This is a genomic window from Rhodococcus sp. NPDC059968 (assembly GCF_042738615.1).
GTDB lineage: Bacteria > Actinomycetota > Actinomycetes > Mycobacteriales > Mycobacteriaceae > Rhodococcus_F.
This window is the reverse complement of the sequence record NZ_JBHWUE010000062.1, coordinates 10,723-31,366: the sequence shown is the minus strand read 5'-3', so window position 1 is coordinate 31,366 and position 20,644 is coordinate 10,723. Positions and strand designations below refer to the sequence as shown.

26 protein-coding genes and 2 pseudogenes are annotated in these 20,644 nt (G+C 68.3%); 18 read left to right on the top strand and 10 right to left on the bottom strand.

Annotated elements, in window-relative coordinates; all coding sequences use genetic code 11:
- Positions 1–68: 68 nt before the first annotated feature.
- Positions 69–296 (bottom strand): annotated as a pseudogene (locus tag ACFWAY_RS36105) (SOS response-associated peptidase family protein); the annotation flags it as partial.
- 177 nt (positions 297–473) lie between these two features.
- Between ACFWAY_RS36105 and ACFWAY_RS36100 the strand changes: the two are divergent.
- Both ACFWAY_RS36100 and ACFWAY_RS36095 read left to right on the top strand, forming a co-directional pair.
- Positions 474–1,202, top strand: coding sequence for a hypothetical protein (locus ACFWAY_RS36100; protein WP_378513885.1), 729 nt, complete (start codon positions 474–476; stop codon positions 1,200–1,202).
- A gap of 90 nt (positions 1,203–1,292) precedes the next feature.
- Positions 1,293–1,682, top strand: a complete 390-nt coding sequence (locus ACFWAY_RS36095) for a nuclear transport factor 2 family protein (protein ID WP_378513884.1) — start codon at positions 1,293–1,295, stop codon at positions 1,680–1,682.
- A gap of 331 nt (positions 1,683–2,013) precedes the next feature.
- On the opposite strand, the gene ACFWAY_RS36090 is transcribed toward ACFWAY_RS36095, so the two are convergent.
- Complete coding sequence (locus ACFWAY_RS36090) at positions 2,014–2,709, bottom strand: alpha/beta fold hydrolase (RefSeq protein ID WP_378513883.1); 696 nt, start codon at positions 2,707–2,709, stop codon at positions 2,014–2,016.
- Positions 2,710–3,037: 328 nt separating this feature from the next.
- Between ACFWAY_RS36090 and ACFWAY_RS36085 the strand changes: the two genes are divergently transcribed.
- The 3 genes from ACFWAY_RS36085 to ACFWAY_RS36075 all read left to right on the top strand — a co-directional run bounded on the left by ACFWAY_RS36085 (position 3,038) and on the right by ACFWAY_RS36075 (position 4,210).
- Positions 3,038–3,355, top strand: coding sequence for a hypothetical protein (locus tag ACFWAY_RS36085; RefSeq protein WP_378513882.1), 318 nt, complete (start codon positions 3,038–3,040; stop codon positions 3,353–3,355).
- A 118-nt stretch (positions 3,356–3,473) separates the two neighbouring features.
- Complete coding sequence (locus ACFWAY_RS36080; protein WP_378513881.1) at positions 3,474–3,683, top strand: glyoxalase; 210 nt, start codon at positions 3,474–3,476, stop codon at positions 3,681–3,683.
- Positions 3,684–3,742: 59 nt separating this feature from the next.
- Positions 3,743–4,210, top strand: a complete 468-nt coding sequence (locus ACFWAY_RS36075) for a hypothetical protein (RefSeq protein ID WP_378513880.1) — start codon at positions 3,743–3,745, stop codon at positions 4,208–4,210.
- 340 nt (positions 4,211–4,550) lie between these two features.
- Here ACFWAY_RS36075 and ACFWAY_RS36070 read toward each other — a convergent pair whose 3' ends face one another.
- Entirely contained in the window at positions 4,551–4,790 is a 240-nt protein-coding gene (locus ACFWAY_RS36070) for a hypothetical protein (RefSeq protein WP_378513879.1), read from the bottom strand.
- Positions 4,787–4,990 carry a three-helix bundle dimerization domain-containing protein gene (locus ACFWAY_RS36065; RefSeq protein WP_276143614.1) on the bottom strand — a complete coding sequence of 68 codons (204 nt, stop codon included), beginning with the start codon at positions 4,988–4,990 and terminating at the stop codon, positions 4,787–4,789. Before ACFWAY_RS36065 ends, ACFWAY_RS36070 begins: the two co-directional genes overlap by 4 nt.
- A gap of 123 nt (positions 4,991–5,113) precedes the next feature.
- On the opposite strand from ACFWAY_RS36065, the gene ACFWAY_RS36060 reads away from it, so the two are divergent.
- The 7 genes and pseudogenes from ACFWAY_RS36060 to ACFWAY_RS36030 all read left to right on the top strand — a co-directional run bounded on the left by ACFWAY_RS36060 (position 5,114) and on the right by ACFWAY_RS36030 (position 10,122).
- Positions 5,114–6,313, top strand: a complete 1,200-nt coding sequence (locus tag ACFWAY_RS36060; RefSeq protein WP_378513878.1) for an anion permease — start codon at positions 5,114–5,116, stop codon at positions 6,311–6,313.
- Between the two features lie 13 nt (positions 6,314–6,326).
- Positions 6,327–6,602 carry a hypothetical protein gene (locus tag ACFWAY_RS36055; protein WP_378513877.1) on the top strand — a complete coding sequence of 92 codons (276 nt, stop codon included), beginning with the start codon at positions 6,327–6,329 and terminating at the stop codon, positions 6,600–6,602.
- A 22-nt stretch (positions 6,603–6,624) separates the two neighbouring features.
- Positions 6,625–6,921: pseudogene (locus ACFWAY_RS36050) on the top strand (DUF3349 domain-containing protein); the annotation flags it as partial.
- 48 nt (positions 6,922–6,969) lie between these two features.
- Positions 6,970–7,278 carry a DUF3349 domain-containing protein gene (locus tag ACFWAY_RS36045; protein WP_378513908.1) on the top strand — a complete coding sequence of 103 codons (309 nt, stop codon included), beginning with the start codon at positions 6,970–6,972 and terminating at the stop codon, positions 7,276–7,278.
- A gap of 66 nt (positions 7,279–7,344) precedes the next feature.
- Entirely contained in the window at positions 7,345–8,691 is a 1,347-nt protein-coding gene (locus tag ACFWAY_RS36040) for a hypothetical protein (RefSeq protein WP_378513876.1), read from the top strand.
- The gene (locus tag ACFWAY_RS36035; RefSeq protein WP_378513875.1) at positions 8,691–9,746 is read left to right on the top strand and encodes a glutamate ABC transporter substrate-binding protein; all 1,056 of its coding nucleotides are present in this window, start codon (positions 8,691–8,693) and stop codon (positions 9,744–9,746) included. Before ACFWAY_RS36040 ends, ACFWAY_RS36035 begins: the two co-directional genes overlap by 1 nt.
- A 214-nt stretch (positions 9,747–9,960) precedes the next feature.
- Positions 9,961–10,122 carry a hypothetical protein gene (locus ACFWAY_RS36030; protein WP_378513874.1) on the top strand — a complete coding sequence of 54 codons (162 nt, stop codon included), beginning with the start codon at positions 9,961–9,963 and terminating at the stop codon, positions 10,120–10,122.
- Positions 10,123–10,195: 73 nt separating this feature from the next.
- Here the strand turns inward: ACFWAY_RS36030 and ACFWAY_RS36025 are convergent, their stop codons facing one another.
- Entirely contained in the window at positions 10,196–10,360 is a 165-nt protein-coding gene (locus ACFWAY_RS36025; RefSeq protein WP_378513873.1) for a hypothetical protein, read from the bottom strand.
- A gap of 110 nt (positions 10,361–10,470) precedes the next feature.
- On the opposite strand from ACFWAY_RS36025, the gene ACFWAY_RS36020 reads away from it, so the two are divergent.
- Positions 10,471–10,614, top strand: a complete 144-nt coding sequence (locus ACFWAY_RS36020; RefSeq protein WP_378513872.1) for a hypothetical protein — start codon at positions 10,471–10,473, stop codon at positions 10,612–10,614.
- Here ACFWAY_RS36020 and phoU read toward each other — a convergent pair whose 3' ends face one another.
- Both phoU and ACFWAY_RS36010 read right to left on the bottom strand, forming a co-directional pair.
- On the bottom strand, positions 10,615–11,262 hold the full coding sequence (gene phoU / locus ACFWAY_RS36015; RefSeq protein ID WP_378513871.1) for a phosphate signaling complex protein PhoU: 648 nt from the start codon (positions 11,260–11,262) through the stop codon (positions 10,615–10,617).
- Between the two features lie 212 nt (positions 11,263–11,474).
- The gene (locus tag ACFWAY_RS36010; protein ID WP_378513870.1) at positions 11,475–11,672 is read right to left on the bottom strand and encodes a hypothetical protein; all 198 of its coding nucleotides are present in this window, start codon (positions 11,670–11,672) and stop codon (positions 11,475–11,477) included.
- 280 nt (positions 11,673–11,952) lie between these two features.
- Here ACFWAY_RS36010 and ACFWAY_RS36005 point away from each other — a divergent pair, with 280 nt between their 5' ends.
- Positions 11,953–12,198: a hypothetical protein gene (locus ACFWAY_RS36005; RefSeq protein WP_378513907.1), complete on the top strand. Its 246-nt coding sequence runs from the start codon at positions 11,953–11,955 to the stop codon at positions 12,196–12,198.
- 41 nt (positions 12,199–12,239) lie between these two features.
- Here the strand turns inward: ACFWAY_RS36005 and ACFWAY_RS36000 are convergent, their stop codons facing one another.
- A complete protein-coding gene (locus tag ACFWAY_RS36000; protein WP_378513869.1) occupies positions 12,240–12,611 on the bottom strand; it encodes a three-helix bundle dimerization domain-containing protein in 372 nt (123 codons plus the stop codon).
- Between the two features lie 700 nt (positions 12,612–13,311).
- Here ACFWAY_RS36000 and ACFWAY_RS35995 point away from each other — a divergent pair.
- On the top strand, positions 13,312–14,742 hold the full coding sequence (locus ACFWAY_RS35995; RefSeq protein ID WP_378513868.1) for a DUF2252 domain-containing protein: 1,431 nt from the start codon (positions 13,312–13,314) through the stop codon (positions 14,740–14,742).
- A 347-nt stretch (positions 14,743–15,089) separates the two neighbouring features.
- Here the strand turns inward: ACFWAY_RS35995 and ACFWAY_RS35990 are convergent, their stop codons facing one another.
- The gene (locus ACFWAY_RS35990; protein ID WP_378513867.1) at positions 15,090–16,235 is read right to left on the bottom strand and encodes an endonuclease/exonuclease/phosphatase family protein; all 1,146 of its coding nucleotides are present in this window, start codon (positions 16,233–16,235) and stop codon (positions 15,090–15,092) included.
- Between the two features lie 618 nt (positions 16,236–16,853).
- Here ACFWAY_RS35990 and ACFWAY_RS35985 point away from each other — a divergent pair.
- From ACFWAY_RS35985 to ACFWAY_RS35975, 3 genes are all read left to right on the top strand, one after another.
- The gene (locus tag ACFWAY_RS35985; RefSeq protein ID WP_378513866.1) at positions 16,854–17,306 is read left to right on the top strand and encodes a SixA phosphatase family protein; all 453 of its coding nucleotides are present in this window, start codon (positions 16,854–16,856) and stop codon (positions 17,304–17,306) included.
- Positions 17,307–17,625: 319 nt separating this feature from the next.
- Entirely contained in the window at positions 17,626–17,886 is a 261-nt protein-coding gene (locus ACFWAY_RS35980; RefSeq protein ID WP_378513865.1) for a DUF2252 family protein, read from the top strand.
- Positions 17,879–19,606, top strand: a complete 1,728-nt coding sequence (locus tag ACFWAY_RS35975; protein WP_378513864.1) for an alpha/beta hydrolase — start codon at positions 17,879–17,881, stop codon at positions 19,604–19,606. The genes ACFWAY_RS35980 and ACFWAY_RS35975 overlap by 8 nt, the downstream gene beginning before the upstream one ends.
- Here the strand turns inward: ACFWAY_RS35975 and ACFWAY_RS35970 are convergent.
- The gene (locus ACFWAY_RS35970) at positions 19,587–20,555 is read right to left on the bottom strand and encodes an NAD-dependent epimerase/dehydratase family protein (protein WP_378513863.1); all 969 of its coding nucleotides are present in this window, start codon (positions 20,553–20,555) and stop codon (positions 19,587–19,589) included. The two genes, ACFWAY_RS35975 and ACFWAY_RS35970, sit on opposite strands and share 20 nt — an antisense overlap.
- Positions 20,556–20,644: the final 89 nt, after the last annotated feature.

The following is a 20,644-nucleotide window of genomic DNA, read 5'->3' as shown; positions in this document are numbered from 1 at the left end:
CGACACGCAGACCTGGGACGTCGAACGCGCCGAGCAGCCCCGCCCATGTCATGAGTGGTTTTGCCGGGTCACGGCTGCTGTCGATCGGTGAAGACCTGAGAAGCCGCCACACTCATCGGCTCCGATCGTGAAATATGTCCCACGTCGTCGGTCGAATTGGTGGTGATCACCGAAAACGTGACCAGCCAGGCGTCCCGGTCCTCCTCGGGAAGGTCGGGGTTGCGCCAGAAGTCGAAGATGCCGGCGAGCGGGAGAATGCAGCTCTCGGTCGGGTGGATGTAGTACGGCTGCTTGAGCGGTTTCCCGGACTTGCCGACCTCGTTGGTCGGGAACCATTCATCGGGCGGGCCAAGGGAGGTTCAAGGGCGGTGTACGTCACTGAGAGCCGGGTTGTCCGAGCAGCGGGAGCCGTGGGTTTGGGTTTTGGGCGCGTTCAACAAAGTTGCGGCCCCGGGTTCGGCACACTAGGGGGCATGGCGGAGCAGCAACGGGAGAAGTCGTGGTCGGCCCGGTACGTGTCGCTGTTGGCGACCGAACTCGCCGCCCGCGGCGTGCACTACCCGGACGAGATACTGGCGGTGTTCATCGACAGCAACGCCGCCACGGTCGCCGCGATCGCCGGCATCAGTGAGCGCGACGCCCAACTGACGATCAACCCCGACGCCGTTCCGGCGTGGGCGGACCTGGTTGCCGGCGGGATAGCGATCGATGTCACCGCGGACGTCGACATCGCCGAGGTGTCGTGGGTGCGCATCCCAATGGCGACGGCCGCGAAGACGACGGCCGCCTTGGCCCAATGCCACGAAATGATCGTGCACCACATCGAAATGGAACAGGATCTGGCCTCCGACGAAGAGGGCAGCGCAGAAGTCCTCACCATGCTCGTCGCCCAAGGGGACACCATTGCTCGGTTGTCGCGGCACCTGGCCACCGTGATCGCCGATACCGCATTCACTGCCGGTGATGTGCTCGTCGAGGAGGACTTCTACGAAACGGTCCTCGAGGTGCTCACCGACATCCTCGACGGCGACGACGCCGACACCCACGATCAACTGCTCCCCGGCTGGTACTGCCAGGCCTGGCACGACCCCGATCCCTTCGCCGGGCCATGGGAGTGGTGCGGGAACCCGGCGCACTCGCTCACCGGGATCCTCGACGCCGCGGTCACCGAACTCCACGACACCCACATCCACGTGGAGTAACCCGCACGGCGTCGTCCGCATGTGGAACCCGGCAGTCATGCCCCGGTACGAGGGAGAAAAAGCGCGTTGAGCGAGAACATCGTTCGGTTGATGGAGGAGAACCTGCTGGCGGTGTTCAACGAACGTGACCCGCAGCGGCGCCTGATGGTGGTACGCCGAAACTATGCCCCCGACGTCCGCTGGTCGGACCCTGAGGGGACGGTCATCGGCCAAGACCGACTACATGAGAGGGCGCAGGAACTGCTCGATGGTCCGTTGTCGGGCTTGACGTTCGTACAATCTGGTCCGGTCTACCAGACCGCCAACCTGGGCCTGCTGGCCTTTGACATCTTCCCGCTTGATCGAGCAGCGGACGCCGGATCGAGTGAGCCACTGATCTCTGGGTACGACGTCGCGATCGTCGAAAACGACGTGATCGCGCAACTGTTCACCGTGATAACCACCAGGTCGATCCCCGAGTCGGCCGTCAACATGGGCTGACGATCGCAGAAAACTGTCCCGTGACCTGGAATTTTCGTCACGCCGCGCGCACCGGTCGGGCCGGGGAGGGTCGGTGTCCGATGCTGCCTGCGGAACCACGCGTGCTCTCGACTGAAGGGCTCTTGTCCGGCAGGCGATATACCGGAAGTGGGACGGATAATTGGCCGGAGGGTTCACCGAATACCTGAGGCACACATCCGGACTTCGGTGACCGACAGGTACCTCGTCCGATGGTTCCGCGCACCATCTTCTGTCCCGCACTGAGCTGTCCTGACCACTCTGATCAGGCGTTCGGTGGATCGTGTGGTCCCTCGGGGTGTGAGGTCGGCACCTATTCGTCGGCTGCCGATGCTGCGCGCCGGATGATGTCTGCGACGACGTCGGGTCGCGACACGTACACGGCGTGGCTTCCGGGTGTCTCGATCACGGTCGCGCCGATCCGCTCGGCCATCGACGCCTGTGCGGCGGGTGGGATCATCCGGTCCTCGGTGACGTGCAGATACCAACTCGGCTTGACGCGCCAGGCGGCCTCGCTGATGGTGCCGCCGAGGGCGTCGAGACCCCACGGAACCTGGGAGTCGGCCAGGAACGCCGCTTGTGCGGCGGGCACGTCCGCGGCGAACGAGTCGTGGAATTTCGCCCGGTCGAGGAAGAGGTTGCCGTCTCGTGGCGGCAGTATCGGGGGCTGGGGTCCGTCCTGCGGAAAGCCGCCGAGGAGGGTGTTCACGGACTCACCCGTGTCGGGCGCGAAAGCCGTGATGTAGACGAGGGCGGCGACGTTGGGGTGCGTACCCGCCTCGGTGATGACGGCTCCTCCGTAGGAGTGCCCCACGAGGATCACGGGGCCGTCGACGTCGTCGATGACCTGTCGTGTCGTGGCGGCGTCGTCCGCGAGCGATTTCGTCGGATTCTGCACGACACGCACGCCGAATCCGTCCTTCTTGAGTGCGTCGTAGACGGCCCTCCAGCCGGATCCGTCCACAAAACCCCCATGAACGAGAACGACGGTCTTGCCTGTTGAACTCATGCTGGTCTCCCTGACTGGACGCTGGTCAACATCGGCGAATCCGGGCGCCGCGAGTTTTAGTCTTGATGAGTCCGTCGGTCGGCGTGGGCGAAGTGACCGCTTCCGCACGTGCACAGGACGATTCGGTCCCTGATGACGATTGGCCGATCAGTGGCGTCGTCGAATCGCTCCGGGGTGGTCGTCCCGATCCGCCGCAGTAGCCGCTCCGGTAGTGACGCACGTCACAGCAGCCCCGAGGTTGGTCGGCGTAACGCTTCCGGCCCTTCCGGACACCGTTCGAGTAGCCGCAGACGCTGGGCCCGCGGCACTCGGATTAGGACCACCCGCCATGAGCACCACACAGCTTCACCGGAACACCCGCTCCGCCACCAGCACCTCCTCCTGGAAGCGCCTGGCCGCCGTCGCCGCCGCAACCATCGCAGTCGGCCTCGTCCCGGTCGCCGCCGCGAACGCCGCCACCGCCGCACCGGCCCCTGCACAGCCCGTCGCCGCCGCGGTCACCCACGACAACCCGCTCGACCGCGACAACGACGTGCAGCAGCAACGTCAGCACGACCGCCAGCGGGACCAGCGGCAGGACCGGCGCGCCGAAACCATCGTGCTCGACCAAATCCTGGTCGGCTGGAACAGCAGCACCCCGATGTAGCGCAGCCCGGCCGCCCCACCCCCCCAGGGGAGCCGAAGAGCGCACAGCGCTCCCCACCAGCGAGCTGACAGCCTCGCAGCCGACATACCCCGCTTTTGAGACCCGCGAGAAGGAAACCATGAGCACCACCGAAACCCGCCCCACCGAGGCGGTCACCACCACGGCAACAACATTCGGCAGTACCGCCGACCTGACCAGTGCGCTGATTCGCGCCGCGATCGCTCACGGCGAACACGAGAAGCGCACCGGGGCAGAGGATCCGAACTGGCCCCACTGGTACGCCGCCTACATGGTCGCCGAACAGGCCGGGACGGAGCTGCCCGTCTGACTGCCCTCAATACCCACCTGTCTACCCCTCACGCTGCCCCACCCAGCAAGGAGAACACCATGTCCACGATCCACCTCCACCAGACCACCACCGCCACCCCGGAACAATTCCTCGACGCGCTCACCGACTTCGGGCCCGGCCGCCAGGCGATCTTCGGTAACAGCGCCGACGACTACCTGCAGGTGCACGAACTCGGCACCGACCACGCCGACGTCACCGAGGGCTCCGGCGGGGCCTGGGAACGCCTGCACTACGACTGGACCGACCCCCACCGTGTAGTCATGACCACCACCGACTCCAACCTGTGGGGCGGAAACTCCGGCCACACCTACACCCTCACCCCGATGCCCGATGGAACCACCGACGTCGACGCCGTCGTGGTCCGCGACGGCAAGAACCTCAAGGGACGAGCGCTCGGGGCCGTGCTCGGCGTCTTCGGCACCCGCGTCCTGGGAAAGCCGTTCGACAACACCGTCAAGGCCATCGAAGCCCGCAACGCCACCCCGCGGACGGCGAACAACACCTGAACCCCACAGTGCCGCCGTCGAGCACCGCAACCACGGTGCTCGACGGTGCCACCGTGTTCGGCAGATCCGCCGAGCGAAGGCATGCCGCTACGCGCGTGCCTGGCCCACCGTCACGGTGTCGACGAGGGCGGTGTCTTCGCCGACATTCGGCGAAGACACCGCACCACCGTTCCCGCAGCGGGAGTCTTCGCTGTGGAGCGCGGGCACGGGCGAACAACGGAACCCGCCATCCGCGGGGAGGCAGGGTGGCGGGTTCCTCGCACGGCCCCGCAGGGCCGATGGCAAGTGACCGGGCACCATTCCGGGTGTGGTCAGCCCAGTGCTGATGCGTCGCGGGTCATCACCTCGGGAAACCGGAACACGCTCGCATCGACGAGTCGGTGCACCTCGTACAGCTCGGCTCGCAGGGCCGCGGCCTCCGCAGCCGGTCGGTCGGCCGGTGGGCCCTGCGGGCGTGCTCGGCGAGAGCGTCGACGGTCTCGCTACGCGCCGCGACGATGTCGATCTCCGCGTCCAGGTGGCCCAAGAAGATCCGCGCCTGCGCCACGTCCGAGTCCTCCGCCATCGCGTCGAAAGTCATGCCGCGAGCAACGAGCCGAGCTTCGCGGTCGCCGCACGCTCGACGAGCAACGGAACGAAATCCCGAATCGGGCATCCCGCAAACTGGGCGACCGCCTCCCCCACCGCGGTCCCGACCGCCTCCCGCGATGCGGCCGGGAACGTGTTCAGCAACCGTGCCGCGACCTGCGACAGCTGGCGCGCTTCCTCCGCAGCGTTCATACCCCAAAGCCTGCGCTCTCGATCTCGGTGGCTGCGTGTCCCGAGCGGAAACGGGGGTTGAACAAACCATGAACACCCAGGCGGGGGGTGGTTCGCCGGGACGGTTCCGACCAGGCTGGAGTAGTGAACGCAGAATTTGTCGTTCTTCTCATCGTGGTCGTCACCGCACTGGGTTTCGATTTCACCAACGGTTTCCACGACACCGCCAACGCCATGGCCACCTCGATCGCCACCGGCGCACTCACACCCAAGGTGGCGGTGACACTGTCCGCGATTCTCAACCTGGTGGGCGCGTTCCTGTCGGTCGAGGTCGCCGCGACGGTCGCCAAGGGCATCGTCAACCTCGGCGACACCGGCGGGCAGGCGCTGCTGATCATCGTCTTCGCCGGCCTCGTCGGCGGCATCTTGTGGAACCTGCTGACCTGGCTGCTCGGCATCCCGTCGAGTTCGTCGCACGCCCTGTTCGGCGGCCTGATCGGGGCGACCATCGCCGCCCTCGGCATGGGGGGCGTCGAGTGGTCGGGGGTGCTGAGCAAGATCCTCGTTCCGGCGGTGCTCGCACCGGTGGTCACGTGCCTGGTGGCCGCCACCGGCACCTGGCTGATCTACCGCATCACCGCCGGCGTCGAGGAAAACGCCAAGGAACAAGGCTTCCGTTGGGGACAGATCGGGTCGGCCTCGCTGGTCTCACTCGCGCACGGCACCAACGACGCCCAGAAGACGATGGGCATCATCTTCCTGGCGCTGGTGGCGTACGGCAGCATCACCGCCGACACCGCGATGCCGTTCTGGGTGAAACTCTCGTGCGCCCTCGCGATCGCCCTGGGCACCTACCTCGGCGGCTGGCGGATCATCCGCACCCTCGGGAAGGGTTTGGTCGAGATCGCCTCGCCCCAGGGGATGGCCGCCGAGGCGTCCTCGGCCGCGATCATCCTCACCTCCAGCCACTTCGGCCTCCCGCTCTCGACCACCCAGGTCGCCACCGGATCCATCCTCGGCACCGGGATCGGCAAGTCCGGCGCGGAGGTCCGGTGGGGCGTCGCCGGACGCATGGCAGTCGCGTGGTTGTTCACCCTTCCCTCCGCCGCCGTGGTCGGGGCGGTGTGCTGGCTGATCGCCGACGTCATCGGCGGACTGCCCGGTGTTCTCGTCGTGTTCGCGCTGCTCCTGGTGGCCGCAGGCGCCATGTACCTGCGCTCGCGGCGGAACCCGATCGACACCTCGAACGTGAACGAGGAGTGGGACGGTGGCCTGACCCCGCCGTCCGAGAAGACCAAGACCCCCACCCCGGACTCGACCACTCCGCACTCGACCCAGCTCTGAGAGGGGTGGCATCGTGGATCTGTTCCTGGACACCGTGAACTCGCTCTGGCAGGTCGTGCTCATCGGCCTGCTCTTCGGCGCCGGCCTGCCCGCCATCTTTGCGCTCGGAATCCGGTTCCTGTCGCCGGGGGCCACGACGACCGCGGACGGAAACGGCGCCACCCGCACACCGGCCGCTCTGTTCGCCGGGGTGGCCTGCTTCGCGGTGATCCTCGTCGCGATCGTCGCCGGAATCCTGTTCATCATGAAGGACTTCCTCGCCCACGATTTCGGGATCCACCTCTTCTGACGCGCAGAAAGGACGACCCGTCGTGCATCGGACATCGATCACCTCAGTCCCGGCGAAGGTCCTGGCCTGGGTTCGCGGCGGCTATCCCCACGGGGTGCCCCGGGAGGACTACGTCGCGCTGTTCGCCGTCCTGCACCGCCACCTCACCGAGACCGAGGTCGGCGAGATCGTCGACGAACTGTCGGCGCCGGACGGGCATGCCCTCGAGGACGGCAGGATCGACCGCGCCGAGATCGAGGACGCCATCGCCCACCTGATCCACGAACACCCCGGTGAGGACGACATCACCCGGGTCGCCTCCCGCCTCGCCGCGGGCGGCTGGCCCCTCGAGGCGCCGCTCGCGGAGAAAACCCCGCTCGCAAAGGCCCTGCCTCCATTGTTGGCCAGCATCATCGGCTGGCTCCGCGCCGGGTATCCACAGGGCGTCCCGGAGACCGACTACATCCCGCTGATCGCCCTGCTCCGCCGGCGCCTGTCCGACGACGAGGTCCGCGACATCACCACCGCACTCGTCGACCAGGGCGACCTCCCGATCGGCAAGACCGACATCCAGACGATGATCACCAAGGTCACCAACGAGATCCCCCTCGACGCCGACGTCGAGCGGGTCCGCGCCCACCTGGTGGCCGGCGGCTGGGCCATCACGGACGACACGCCGAACGACCATCCGCACTGAATCGCGCTGATGATCTGATCGCACCGCAGCGAACGCTCGGTATCGGTGCGGGGAGGAGGGCATCAGATGTTCCAACGTGGCAACACCGTCGCTCCCGAGCTGCACGAACTGGACGAGTCGATGCTCGTCGAACCCGAGTCCCGCCGCCCACCCTGGCGGGATCTTCTCGCGTCCACCCCGGGCCGGCTGTCGGTGCTGGCGGTGGTCCTCGTCGCGGCCGCGCTGGCGGCGGGCGTGGTGACGTCAGTGGTCACCGACGCGCGTCAGCGGGAGATCGACACCCTGCGGACGCACACGGAGCCCCTCGCCGACGCCGCCCAGAGCCTCTACAGTTCGCTGTCGATCGCCGACGCCGCCGCGACGACGTCGTTCCTCTTCGGCGGGACCGAGCCGGTCGCGGTACGCGAGCGCTACAACCAGGCCGTCGGGGACGCGTCCAACGCGTTGGTGACCGCCTCGACCGGCGTCTCCGCGGCGGACGCGGAAACGGTCGGCCTGCTGTCCGAGGTGTCGAGGCGCTTCGCCGAGTACACCAGCCTGATCGCCACCGCCCGCGCCAACGACCGCTCCGGAAACCCGGTTGGACTCACCTACCTCGGTAACGCCTCGTCCATGATGCAGGGCACCATCCTGCCGCTGGCGCACCGGCTGTGCACCGAGCAGTGGAAATCGGTGGCCACCACGCAGACCCGCACCGCTCGGCTGCCGGTGGTCGCGTTCGCGGTGACGATGTCCCCTGTGCTCGCACTGATGCTGGCGCAGGTGTACCTGGCACGCAAGAGCCGGCGACTGGTCAACCCCGGCCTGGTCGTGGCCACGCTGCTGATGGTCGGGCTGCTGGTGTGGTCGGCGGCGGCGGTGCTGGTGTCCGCGTCGGCGGTCGAGCGCGCCCGGAGCGCGGGGACGCAACCGCTGAGCGCGCTCGCGGCGGCCCGGATCCTGGCGCAGCAGGCGCGGGCGGACGAAGTGCTCGGCATGCTGCGGCGCGGGGCGGACCCCCAATCCGAGGTCGACTTCTCGCGGCATTCGGTCGTGCTGTCCGAGATCCTCGCCCAACACCGGAACACTTCTCGAGGTGGGGTGGCCGACGCTCCGGTCGCCGACGCCGCCGCGGCGCTCGGCGGCTGGCGGGACACCCACACGGTGCTGCAGGAGCGGCTCGGGAACGGGGACTATCCGGGGGCGGCCGCCCTCGCCGTCGGCCCCGGCGGCGACGCGTCCACCGCCCGGTTCGCCGCACTCGATGGGGCGTTGCGGTCGGCGATCGAGACGTTGCGGGGCGAGGAACGCGATGCCGTCGACGACGCGTATCGCGTCACGTCGCTGCTGCCCGTGGGGGCACTCGTGATCGGCGTGCTCTGCGGGTTCGCCGTCGGCGGGGGCATCTGGCCCCGGCTGAACGAGTACCACTGATGCCCCGGCGCGCACTGGAAAAGGGGACCGGGATCGGCCCGCGCCCAGGGCCTGACCCCGGGCGTCGAACATCCCGCGCTCGTCGCGTCGCCGGCGCACTCCTGGCCACCGCGGGCGTCCTCGCCGGGTGCACGGCCCCCGAATCCGTGACACCCGCCGTCACCGGTGACTACACGCAGCTGTCCCTGCCGACCGGAACGCAGATCATCCCACCGCCGGGCATCGCCCCCGCGGAGCCACCGGCGCCGTCCACCTGCGGCGCGCTGGCCAGCCTGCGCCCGGCCCCACCCGTCCCGACTGGCGACCGGCCCGGACGGTTGGTCGCCGACATCCTCGCCCGCGGCCGGCTGATCGTCGGGGTCGGCCAGGACACCAACCTGTTCAGTTTCCGTGACCCCACCACCGACACCCTCACCGGCTTCGACGTGGACCTGGCGAGGGAGGTCGCACGCGACCTCCTCGGCGACCCGGACAAGGTCGAATTCCGGCCCCTCACCCCCGGCGGCCGCTTCGACGCACTCGAGAAGAACGAGGTGGACATCGTCGCGCAGACCACCACCATCACCTGTGCGCGGGCCGAGCGGGTGGCGTTCTCCACCGCCTACCTCGAGGCCCACCAACGCCTGCTGGTGCCGGAGGGGTCGCCGATCTCCGGGCCCGCAGACCTGGCCGGCACACGCGTGTGCGCCGCCGCCGACACCACCTCCCTCGACACCATCCGGCGGGTTCAACCGCAGGCCACGATCGTCGCGGTCCCCGACCGGGCCGACTGCCTGGTGGTCCTCCAACAGCGTCAGGCCGACGCCGCCAGCAGCGACGACACCATCCTCGAGGGCCTCGCCGCCCAGGACCCGACATTCGAGATCGTCGGTCCCGCACTGGAATTCGAGCCATACGGCATCGGGATCAACAAGACCAACACCGACCTGGTGCGCCGGGTGAACGGCACCCTCGAGCGGATGCGCACGGACGGGACGTGGACGACCCTCTACCGACGATGGTTGACCGCGCTCGGCCCGCCCCCCGATCCACCCGCCCCGACCTACCGGGACTGAAGTGCCCCCCATTCCGGGAGCGACACCGCCGCCGAGGACGACGACACCGCCCCACGCCGCAACGCTGCTCGACCATCGCAGGATCGATGGTGGTCGGGTCGTCCACCCCGCCCCGAGAAGTCACGACGACCTCACTTCCCGGAAACGCGGTGGTTGCTCCACGCCGCATACGATGGTGGCGCACCCAGCACATCAACCGGATGGTCACCCGCTGATGACGAATCTTTCGCCCCGACACCCACCCGCTGAGCGCATCCCGCACCCTCGCCCGGACAGGCACCTGTCCACGACCGACCTCGCCGTCGAGGTCGAGGACCTCACCGGTGGGCGGCTGCTTCCCCGTCCCGGCGCCGAGAACGATCCCCGCGTCCAGTGACGGGCCGCCCGCAGCACCGACCACCCCACCGGCCCACCACATCCGCGACCCGCACAGCCGCGGTGCGTGCCCGCTACCGGATCGGGCAGGTAAGCGTGGCCGGGCTCGTGACCGTGACGGCGGGTGCGGCCTGCCTGGCGTTGGGTGCGGTGTCCGGGGCCGCGCTGGTATTCGGGATCGGCGCCCTGACCACACCGGCGATGATCCTGATCGCGGTGACCACCACCGGATTCCTCACCGCCGGTACGGTATTGATCGCCCGCGCCCGCCCACCTCGACCACAGCGATCGGCGGCGGGTCAATGGTCCCCGCGTTCCGATCGCACCGATCAACGACGGAAGGCAAACCATGACCGACATACCGGTCGAATACCCCGCGCGAAGGAACACCACCGAATGGATCAAGGCCCACCTCGAGCGGATGGGCCACGCCGACCCGGCCACCGGCGACACCCGGCACGAACCCGACCTGAGGACCCACCAGCCCGAATAGTCATTCGTCGGGAAATTCTCCGGTGATCACGAAGATGACGCGGCGACTGATCTCGACGGTGTGATCGCAGAACCGTTCATAGAACCGGCCCAGCAGCGTGATGTTCACCGCGGACGCGGCCCCGTACAGCCAGTCGTCGCCCTTGGTGGCGGCGAACAATTTGCGGAGCAGCTCGTCGGTCCGCTCGTCCGCCCAGATCAGGTCCAACGCCGCCGCCTCGTCTCGGGTCCGCAGGACCTCCCGGGCCGCCGCGGCCTGCGCCGTCGCCGCGGCGCCCATGTCCGAGATGATGCCCCGCAGCTCGAAGGGAACGACCGGCTCGGGGTGGTGCAGCCGCGCCACCTCGGCGATGTGCGCCGCCAGGCTGCCCATCCGCCGCAGGTCCGCGATGTTGTGCATGCCACCGATCAGGGCCCGCAGATCCTGCGCCACCGGTTGCTGACGCGCGATCAGCGTGAGCGCGCGATGATCGAGCTCCCGACTCCGGGTGTCGATGTCCGTGTTGACCTCGGCGGCCCGGTCGGCGGCGGTCAGGTCGGTCTCGAGCAAGGCCCGGGTAGCGCAATCGATCGCGGCCACGGTCAAGGCACACAGCTCGACCAGATCCTCCCTGAGCTCCTCGAGCTGTTCGTCGAATTGTTCCCGCATCGTCCCGGATTCCCTCTCGCTCTGGATTACCCGGCTGTCCGAGACACTCGGGCTCGGCGGCACGCTACCTGCGAATACCCCCTCCCGGGGAAATCAGTCCTTCTCGCGGGGAATCCCGGCCGTGACGTGACCTGGTTGCCCCGGCCATGGCAGGGCCTCTGAAGCTGCGGTGGAGGCGTGGCCGACCACCCACGGCGACTGAGTGGGCCGGATCAGTCGCGTTGATCCCCGGGTGCGGTGTCGGCGCCTCGGCCGGACCGAGCAGACGGGTAGTCGCCACTGATCGACGCCTGTTCATTGGACGTCGTCGATTCGGCACGCACGATGAACTCGGGGCCGCGCGCTTCGATCGCCACCTGATGTTCCCAGTACACCTTTGATCGTCCGCGCGACACTCCCGGAACCCCCATCAGGGTCTCCTCTCCATCGGTACCCGCCCTGCGACTCTTCGGCCACATTGTTGCGATGCCCGTCGTTGTCACATCCGAACCATGAGCCAGCCTCTTGTTTTTTTAATGGACCAGAACCCCCTTTGTCAGGGGGAGCCGCGGTGCGCACTGCCCCATGGCAGAGCCACATCCTCGTCCGGAGCCGGATTCGTCCCCGACCCGGGAAGTGGGGGTGCACCGCCCCACGAACGTGGTGGCGGCCAGGCGACCGGCGAGCCTCTTCCATGGAAGAATGACAGCCGTGCCCGACCAGCCGAACAGCAGCGCACCAGGCCGATTCACGGTCGGCTCGAAGGTGTGGTTCCGCGGCGGTGCCGGCGACAACCATCTCGACCGGCTACCCGGCACGGTGGTCGAGGACTACTGCGACGAGGTCGCCGCCAACGCTCACCTGGGCCGGGACTGGGCGCCCGTTCGGCGGTGGGCTGTCGCGTTGGACGAGGGTCGGCTCGTCTTCAGCGACGGACACGACCTCGAGGACCGGTGATCCGGATCGGACGATCAGGTCCGATCCGAGCCGGGAAACACCTATTCCGGAACCACTGCGGCGATCGACATCCGGGTGTCCGGGTACCAGCCCCGCAGCCAGCCCGCCCACGACCTGCGACGTGCGATCACCTCGGAACCGGCCACCTCAGAGCCCATCACCTCGGCACCGGCCTTCGGCGCCGCCACGGGCTCGACGGGGACGACCGGGACGACGGGGACCAGCCCCTGAAGTTTCTCTCGGGCGAGCCGCTCGACCAGAAGCGGAACGAAGTCCCGCACCTTCCCGGTCGCGAAGTGCTCGTGCGCCGAACGCACCACCTGTTCGATGCTCTCCCGGGGCAGGTCCGGGAACCGCGTATCGAGGCGGTCGATGACTTGGTCGATGTGCAGCAACTCTTCATCGTGCGTCATGAAGAAAATCCTCCGCCGTGCCCACAGGTGGGGTCAACGAGCGGACCTCGACGATCCTCGTCGCGGTGCTCCTCGCACACGTGCGCGAATCGATCGAAACGCCGGTACAGGGCAGCAACCGCGACCAGCAATGCATCAGGACGGCCGTCTCATTTCCTTCGAATCCAAGACACTGCTTCTCGATTCATACCGGAGGCAGAGTGCGACCCCAACCAGCACAGACGGGGCACTCTGACCGGTCCGGCGATTGAAGGAATCTGCTGTCAGCGGTCTCCAGTGCAACGACGTGTGCGCCGGTTGAAGCTCTGACGTGCGAGCACGAATGGAAGCCAACGAGTGAGATCAGGCGACGGTGAGCAAGCGGGCGCACCTGAACCCGTCGACCGCGTCGAGGTGGTTCACCTCGGGTGCGGCCCCGGTAATGCAAACATCCGCGCAGTAGCCGAAGCCTTCGGCGCCCCAGTGGTAGAGGGGATGATGGCCGCCGAGGCACTCTTAGAGGTGGAGCTACAGGTGAAGATCGTGGCCCTCGCTGCAACGGATGCAGGTCCTTCATCGCTTCCAGCCCGCGCAGGGGCCAGGTCCGAGACCACCGATTGCCAACAGCGGGCGCGCCGGTCGCGCAAGATGGTGGGGCCGGTTCGATGTAGGCCGTGGTCATCCCTGATCCGCGGACGAAGGCCACCCGAGGGACCACGCCATGACAGAACGAGACCCATTCCCCGATCCCTCACCCGCCGGTGCGGGCGACCCTCCGACCCGGGCGGCACGGATCGAACACGGCGAAACGGTTCGGCGCCGAATCCCGTTCGACGCCATCGCCGAACACGCCCCGGACCGCGACCGTGACCCGGTCGGCCTGCTCGAGTCCCAGGCGGCCACCCGGGTCCCCGACCTCGTCCCCATCCGGTACGGGCGGATGGCCGAGTCACCGTTCGCGTTCTACCGCGGCGCGGCGCTGGTGATGGCCGACGACTTCTCCCACGCCTCGGCCACCGGCCTGCACACCCAACTGTGCGGGGACGCCCACCTGAGCAACTTCGGACTCTTCGCCACACCCGAGCGCAAACTCGCGTTCGATGTCAACGATTTCGACGAAACCTATCCCGGACCGTTCGAATGGGACGTCAAACGACTCGTCGCGAGCCTCGCCGTCGCCGGGCGCGTCAACGGGTTCAGCCGGAAACAGCGCAAACGGATCACCCGCGCCTGCGCGGCCGAATACCGCGAGACCATGACCTACCAGGCCGACCGCGGCGAGCTCGCGGTCTGGTATTCCCACATAGACGCCGCGACCGAGCTGGACGAGCTCCGCGACGTCCTGGACTCCTCGACCCGCAAACGGGTCCGCAAGACGATCGACAAATCCTGGGGCCGCGACAGCATGCAGGCACTGTCCAAACTGACCACCCTGGTGGACGGGCAGCCGCGGATCGTGAGCACGCCGCCGCTGATCGTCCCCATCGAGGAGATCTTCACCGACACCGAAGCCGAACAGATCAACCGGGAGCTGATCCGGCGAATGCGCGACTACCGCGACACCCTGCAGCCCGCCCGCCGTGTCCTGTTCGATCGATTCGAGTACGTCCAAACGGCACGGAAGGTCGTCGGGGTGGGCAGCGTCGGCACCCGGGCCTGGATCGTCCTGCTCCGCGGCCCCGGCGGCGACCCCCTGTTCCTGCAGGCCAAGGAGGCAGGGCCGTCGGTCCTCGAAAAATACGTCGACGGCCCAGCCTTCACGAACCACGGCGAACGCGTCGTGACCGGGCAACGCCTGATGCAGGCCGCGAGCGACATCTTCCTCGGCTGGCAGCACGGACCCGACGCCGACGGCGCGGTCCGGGACTACTACATCCGCCAACTCCGCGACGGCAAGGGCTCCGCCGTCGTCGAGACCATGAATCCCGACGCCATGGCCCTCTACGGACGGTTGTGTGCCCGGGTCCTCGCGTACGCGCACGCCCGCGCCGGTGACCGGTTCGCCATCGCCGGCTACCTCGGTTCGGACGACGACTTCGACAAGGCGCTGGCCTCCTTCGCCGAGTCCTACGCCGACCAGAACGCCCGCGACCACGCCGCGTTGCGCCAGGCCATCGGCGACGGCCGGATCACCGCACGCCCGGGGACGTGACGGTGAGCGACGACCGATCCGCCGCCCCCGACACCGCGACCGGAGCCCGCCGCTGGTGGGCGCGGGCGGCGTTCGCACTGGCGATCCTCGCGGTGGCGGTGCCGCTGGTGTCCGCGCCGAGGTCGTCGTCTCCATTGTTCTCGCGTTCCTCGCGGTGCTCTGCGCCCGCGCCGCCCTGCGCGGACGAACCTCGGACACCGAATTCGCACCCCCCTCAGGCGCACGGTCGGCCAACGTCCTGGTGTTTGCGCCGGCGGCAGTGTCAAAAAACGGCAGCTTCGACGGCGCCGCTATGCCGAGCGACTGGACCCCCTCAGCACGGGCCCACGGCTAGGAACTGAGTGCAATCAGCCGATCTTGATGTCGACGTAGATCGCGGCATGATCGGAGGCCGCGTGGACCGGGGAGGTCATGGTCGGAAAGTGTTCGAACAGGGTGCCATGCTTGCCGCCCCACACACCCTGACGGAAGATCGCCCCACCGGTAGCACGGTCGAACAGCGCGGGTGAGAGCAGCACGTAGTCGATCTTGTTTCCGGCGGTGCCGTTGGCGTAGGTGCCGGGCCGGCCGCCGTCGTCGAACCCGTTCACCTCGGCCACATCCCGCAGGTCGGTGTCGGCGAGCAACGGCGCCAGGGGTTCGCTGTCGGGGGTGTCGTTGAGGTCGCCGGCGACGGCGACGAACTCGGCCCCGTCGGAGCGGAGTTGCCGATAGATCTCGGCGATCCGCTCGGCCTGCCGGCGGCGCAGGGCGTTGTTGTCTTCCGGCCGCCCGTATCCCTTGCTCTTGAGGTGGTTGACCAGCACCATCAACGACGATCCCGCCAGGGCGCTGTCGTCGGGGAAGGCGAAGGTGAACTCGGGGCAGTCGCGGCTGAAGATCGGGCGCCCGGTCGGTGCGAGGTCGTCGACGTGCGAGCGGATCCCCCGCAGCGGGTACGCCGCCTTCGACAGCACCCCGACGTCGATGCCGCGGTCGTCGTTGCCGTCGATCACCATCACGTGCGGAAACACGGGATTGCGTTCCGGGTCGACGATCGCGGCCTCGGTGAAGCGTTTGAGGGCGATCCGGTCCTCGGCCTCGATCACGGCGGTGATATCGGCGTTCACCTCCCGCAACACCTGGGCGGTGTGGGTCATCGCGAGTGCGTCGACGCGTTCGGTGGTCAGATCGACCCAGCCGACCCAGTCGCCGCGACCCTCGGCGACGACGGTGGTCAGGCCCTTCGAGCGTTTGACCAGACGGCCGCGGACCTGCCGCAGCACCGCATAGGCGGCGGTGTCCGACCGGTCGAGATCCAACGCGACCAGCAGATCGAGGATCAGCTTCTTGTCACCGTCGGTGTAGGTGTCCTGGGCGATCAGGGCCCCGAGGCGGGCGTGCGCGTCGAGGATCTCGCTCGCCACCTCGTCCGGGGCGCTGCCCATCGCGCGGGGACGGGAGAAGAGGTTCTCGACATTGAACGAGGCAAGGCGCATGGAGGTGGACGACACGATGACTCCCAGGTCGTGCTGGCGGACGGAGGGGGACGGTCGAACAATCGATCTCGCTGCCACAGCCTATCGGCTCGCACGCCCGACGCAACCGCCGCGGGCGGCAGTGCCAATGAAACAACTTGCCTCACAGTCGGATTCGTGGGAACCAGCAACAAACCTTTCACCGGATGGACACGAACACGACGCCCGTAGGGTGCGCACACTTTCCCCCGCCGTCACTGTCACCCATCCGCACAAGGGTGCACTGGAAGTGGTGTCGATCCATCGCGGCGGCCTCACGACGGCCAACAGGCGTCGCGAAACCCCTTGACGGTGCAGTGAACTCGTCGGGCACGCAACCGCACCGTACCTTCGCCCGCACTCCTACATGAGCGCGGCACCCACTCACACCGATCTCGCGGTGAGGACGTGGCACTCGCCCGAATGACACTCGATCAGACCTACTGCTCGCGGGCCGACCCCTCGACTGGGCGTCGACCGAACGCGAACGGCGCATCGGCGGGGCGTTCGGTCGGGCATCCCGCCGGTCGGCGTCTGCCCGCTGCCCGAGGACCGCCGGCACTATCCTGTCCGGCGGTGGCACAACGCCGCGCCGATGTCCCCGGGAGGGCAACCATGTTCGTTCTGGTGCGTCACGCGGACGCCGTCGCCAAGAAGGCGTGGCAGGGCCCGGACGCGGTCCGCCCTCTCAGCCCTCTCGGCCACCAGCAGTCCGCTCATCTCGTCGATGCCCTCGCCGATGTCACACTGTCCGCGTTGTTCTCGAGTCCCACCGCGCGCTGTCGGCAAACCCTGCAACCCCTGGCGGTGGCGCGTGGATTGCCGATCGTCGACGACCCGCGTCTGGTCAGGGACGCCCCGGTCGGTGCGCTGCTCTCCGCGCTCGGCCGGTGCGACGACGGGACCCTCTGGTGCACCCACGGGGAGGTGTTCGACCAACTGGCTGCGGCCGCGACCGCCCACAGTGCCGCACGGTTTCTGCCGACCGGGAAGACCGCGAAGGGTGGTCTGTGGATCGTGCATCCTGACCGCCGTCCCCGCTATGTCGGGCCGAACCCTCCAACCTGACCGGTCGATTCGGGCTCCGACCACCGCGGCCATCGCACTCGGCCCGGTCGGCCAGCAGCCGGCTGGGATCCCGCCACCGGCAGCTCCACGGAACCCGCCACTCGCCCAAGCAAGTGGACTACACGGCGCGTCCATGGCCGTCATCTTGGATGCCGTCTCGATTCGTTCCGGCCGACCTGTGTGGTCGTAGCGAGCGAGTCGAACAGTCCACAGCTGCAGCCGTGAGGACGAGCGAACACCCAGTTGAGCTGGGCAAACCCACCGCTATACTACGTGCGTCGACTTCGTGACTGGACGGACTCGGCAAACGGTGGAGGCAATGCACCCACAACTGCTCGCCGATACCGGGCGATCCTGCGGATACGCGCCGGGCCGCGCGCATGCCCGCACAAGCAATCGGGTCGCGATCACGGCCCACCACGGCAGCGACGGCGACGCCGGCATCGCGTTCACCCGTTTCACCGAGGCCTACGCCGACCTGAACGCTCGCGACCACGAAGCCCCGCGCGGGGCTGCCGCCGATCGCCAGGGGGCTGTGCAGCCCCTTGGCGTGAGCGAAAGACGTGCACAAGATGAATGAATCTGACACGACGCAGTCATCGACTCCCGAGCAGGACGAGGCCGGAGCTCAGTCCCACACCGAGGAGGCCACGAAACCGGCAGCCAAGCCGGACTGGTGGAAGCGCCACTACACATTCACCGGAACGGCTGTCGGGCTGGTGTTTGTGTGGTTGTCGATGACCCCGTCGCTCCTTCCGCGTGGGCCGCTGTTCCAGGGACTGGTCAGCGCGGCGGCGGGCGCCATCGGCTACGCAATCGGGGTGTTCGCGGTGTGGCTGGTGCGCTACATGACCTCGAAGGATGCCAGCCCGCCCGCGCCACGGGTGGCGTGGATCGGGCTGATCGTGGTTGGCGTGATTGGCACGATCGCGATGATCGTCTGGTTCCACGTGTGGCAGGACCACGTGCGCGACCTGATGGGTGTGCCGCGGCTGACGAGGCCCGACTACCTGCTGACCCCGGCCCTGGCCCTTATGGTGTTGTTCGTTTTGGTCGAGATAGGCCAACTCATCGGCAGGCTGATCCGGTACCTGATCCGACAACTCAATCGTGTCGCCCCGCCCCGGGTCTCTGCGGTAGTGGCGGTGCTGCTCGTGGTGGCGCTGGGTATCGCACTCCTCAACGGCGTGGTGGTGCAGTTCGCGATGCACACGCTCAACAGCACCTTCGCGGCGCTCAACAACGAACAGAGCCCGAACACCCCGGCGCCGGCGTCGCCGCTGCGCTCGGGCGGCCCCGGCTCGTTCGTGTCGTGGGACTCGCTGGGCCATCAGGGCCGCATCTTCGTCGACGGCGGGCCGACCACCGCACAGCTGTCGGCGTTCAACGGCGCGCCCGCGGTCGAGCCGATCCGGGCCTACGCCGGCCTGAACTCGGCCAACGGGATCCAGGCCACCGCCGAGCTGGCCGCGCGCGAACTCGAGCGCACCGGCGGGCTGCAGCGCAAGGTGGTCGCGGTCGCCACCACGACCGGCACGGGCTGGATCAACGAGGCAGAGGCCGACGCGGTCGAATACATGTTCAACGGCGAGACCGCAATCGTCAGTATGCAGTACTCGTACCTGCCCAGCTGGCTGTCGTTTCTGGTGGACAAGCAAAACGCGCGTCAGGCCGGGCAGGCGCTGTTCGAGGCGGTCGACCGCCGGGTGCGGGCGCTGCCGGAAGGCCAGCGCCCCAAGCTCGTCGTGTTCGGCGAAAGCCTCGGATCGTTCGGCGGCGAGGCGCCGTTCCTGTCACCCAACAACATCGAGGCCCGCACCGACGGCGCCCTGTTCAGCGGTCCCACGTTCAACAACACCATGTGGAAGGACGTCACCGCCCACCGCGATGACGGCTCACCGCAATGGCTGCCGATCTACCAGCAGGGCGACAACATCCGGTTCGTCGCCCGTCCAGACAACCTGGAACGCCCTGCCGACCCATGGGCAAATCCTCGCGTGGTGTACCTACAGCACGCCTCCGACCCGATCGCCTGGTGGAACCCCGACCTGCTGTTCGCCAAGCCGGACTGGCTACGTGAACCCCGCGGCTACGACGTCCCCGACGACATGCAATGGATCCCCGTCGTCACGTTCCTGCAGGTCTCGGCCGACATGGCCGTGGCGATCGACGTCCCCGACGGGCACGGCCACCGCTACGTCGAAGACGTCGCCAACGGCTGGGCCACCGTCCTCCAACCACCCGGGTGGACACCGGAGAAGACCGAACGACTGCGCCCCATCATGCGCGCCGACGAATGAGGCGGTTGGCGTGCTCGGCGTGGCGGCGGGGCGCGGTGTACGCCGCGACGGTGGCCGCCACCGCTTCCTCCAACGGTGTCGCGGGGTCACCGAGCACGCCGGTGTACGCGGTGTGGTCGACGACGTGGTCCTCGTCGAACTCGTAGAGCATCTCGACGATCTCGCGAACCTGCGGCACCACCGTCCCGACCAGACGCAACTGCCAGGCCCGGACCGGGCGCAACCGCAGCGGCGCCGCGGCGAGGCCCGCGGCGATGGCGGCGAACTCGCAGGTAGTGACGGTAGTGGGGTTCGGGACGTGCCAGGCACTCCCCCAGGTCGCAGGCGTCTCGCTCAACCGGACCAGCGCCTCCCCGAAGTCGGGGACATAGGTGAAGGTGTGGAGGCGATCCGGATCGCCCACCACATCCACCCGCTCGCCGCGACAGATCGGTGCGAAGAACCGGTCGCCGACCGCAGACGCCGTGACGCCGGGCCCGAAGAAGTCCGACGCCCGCCCGGCCACAACGCGCAAACGCCCCGCTTGGTGGGCGTCGGCGAGGTCGCGCCACATCTGCGCCCGCACCCGGCCCTTGCGTGTGGTCGCGGCCAGCGGGAGCGCCTCGGTCAGCGGTCCAGAAACTGGACCGTAGCCGTAGACGTTCTCGGCCGCCACCAGCAGCGCCCCGGACGCGGCGACCGCCTCGACTACACGACACTGCAGCGCCCGGAACTCCTGCGGCCAGCGGTGATAGGCGGGTTGCGCGCACTGGAACACCACCTCGGCACCCGCGGTCGCGGCGGCGGCCGCGGACGGGTCGCCGAGGTCGGCCCGCAGGCTGACCGCGCCGGGAACCGCCTGTCCGGAGCGGGTCACCACGGTGGGGGTGATCCCGCGGCCGGCGAGTGAGGAGATGACGGCGCGTCCGACCGGACCGGCACCGAGCACAACGTGAGATGTGGTGGTCATTTGGGTGACTCCTTCGAGCGGGGCGGACGTGTTGTCGACGCTGGCGAACACGAGTGTTGCCAGGACAACGGAACTTTCCGACTATTGGT

Coding starts and splice junctions, on each gene's coding strand:
- ACFWAY_RS36100 (WP_378513885.1), top strand. CDS start 474: ATGGCGGAGCAGCAACGGGAGAAGTCGTGGTCGGCCCGGTACGTGTCG.
- ACFWAY_RS36095 (WP_378513884.1), top strand. CDS start 1,293: ATGGAGGAGAACCTGCTGGCGGTGTTCAACGAACGTGACCCGCAGCGG.
- ACFWAY_RS36090 (WP_378513883.1), bottom strand. CDS start 2,709: ATGAGTTCAACAGGCAAGACCGTCGTTCTCGTTCATGGGGGTTTTGTG.
- ACFWAY_RS36085 (WP_378513882.1), top strand. CDS start 3,038: ATGAGCACCACACAGCTTCACCGGAACACCCGCTCCGCCACCAGCACC.
- ACFWAY_RS36080 (WP_378513881.1), top strand. CDS start 3,474: ATGAGCACCACCGAAACCCGCCCCACCGAGGCGGTCACCACCACGGCA.
- ACFWAY_RS36075 (WP_378513880.1), top strand. CDS start 3,743: ATGTCCACGATCCACCTCCACCAGACCACCACCGCCACCCCGGAACAA.
- ACFWAY_RS36070 (WP_378513879.1), bottom strand. CDS start 4,790: ATGACTTTCGACGCGATGGCGGAGGACTCGGACGTGGCGCAGGCGCGG.
- ACFWAY_RS36065 (WP_276143614.1), bottom strand. CDS start 4,990: ATGAACGCTGCGGAGGAAGCGCGCCAGCTGTCGCAGGTCGCGGCACGG.
- ACFWAY_RS36040 (WP_378513876.1), top strand. CDS start 7,345: ATGTTCCAACGTGGCAACACCGTCGCTCCCGAGCTGCACGAACTGGAC.
- ACFWAY_RS36035 (WP_378513875.1), top strand. CDS start 8,691: ATGCCCCGGCGCGCACTGGAAAAGGGGACCGGGATCGGCCCGCGCCCA.
- ACFWAY_RS36030 (WP_378513874.1), top strand. CDS start 9,961: ATGACGAATCTTTCGCCCCGACACCCACCCGCTGAGCGCATCCCGCAC.
- ACFWAY_RS36020 (WP_378513872.1), top strand. CDS start 10,471: ATGACCGACATACCGGTCGAATACCCCGCGCGAAGGAACACCACCGAA.
- phoU (WP_378513871.1), bottom strand. CDS start 11,262: ATGCGGGAACAATTCGACGAACAGCTCGAGGAGCTCAGGGAGGATCTG.
- ACFWAY_RS36010 (WP_378513870.1), bottom strand. CDS start 11,672: ATGGGGGTTCCGGGAGTGTCGCGCGGACGATCAAAGGTGTACTGGGAA.
- ACFWAY_RS36000 (WP_378513869.1), bottom strand. CDS start 12,611: ATGACGCACGATGAAGAGTTGCTGCACATCGACCAAGTCATCGACCGC.
- ACFWAY_RS35995 (WP_378513868.1), top strand. CDS start 13,312: ATGACAGAACGAGACCCATTCCCCGATCCCTCACCCGCCGGTGCGGGC.
- ACFWAY_RS35985 (WP_378513866.1), top strand. CDS start 16,854: ATGTTCGTTCTGGTGCGTCACGCGGACGCCGTCGCCAAGAAGGCGTGG.
- ACFWAY_RS35980 (WP_378513865.1), top strand. CDS start 17,626: ATGCACCCACAACTGCTCGCCGATACCGGGCGATCCTGCGGATACGCG.
- ACFWAY_RS35975 (WP_378513864.1), top strand. CDS start 17,879: ATGAATGAATCTGACACGACGCAGTCATCGACTCCCGAGCAGGACGAG.
- ACFWAY_RS35970 (WP_378513863.1), bottom strand. CDS start 20,555: ATGACCACCACATCTCACGTTGTGCTCGGTGCCGGTCCGGTCGGACGC.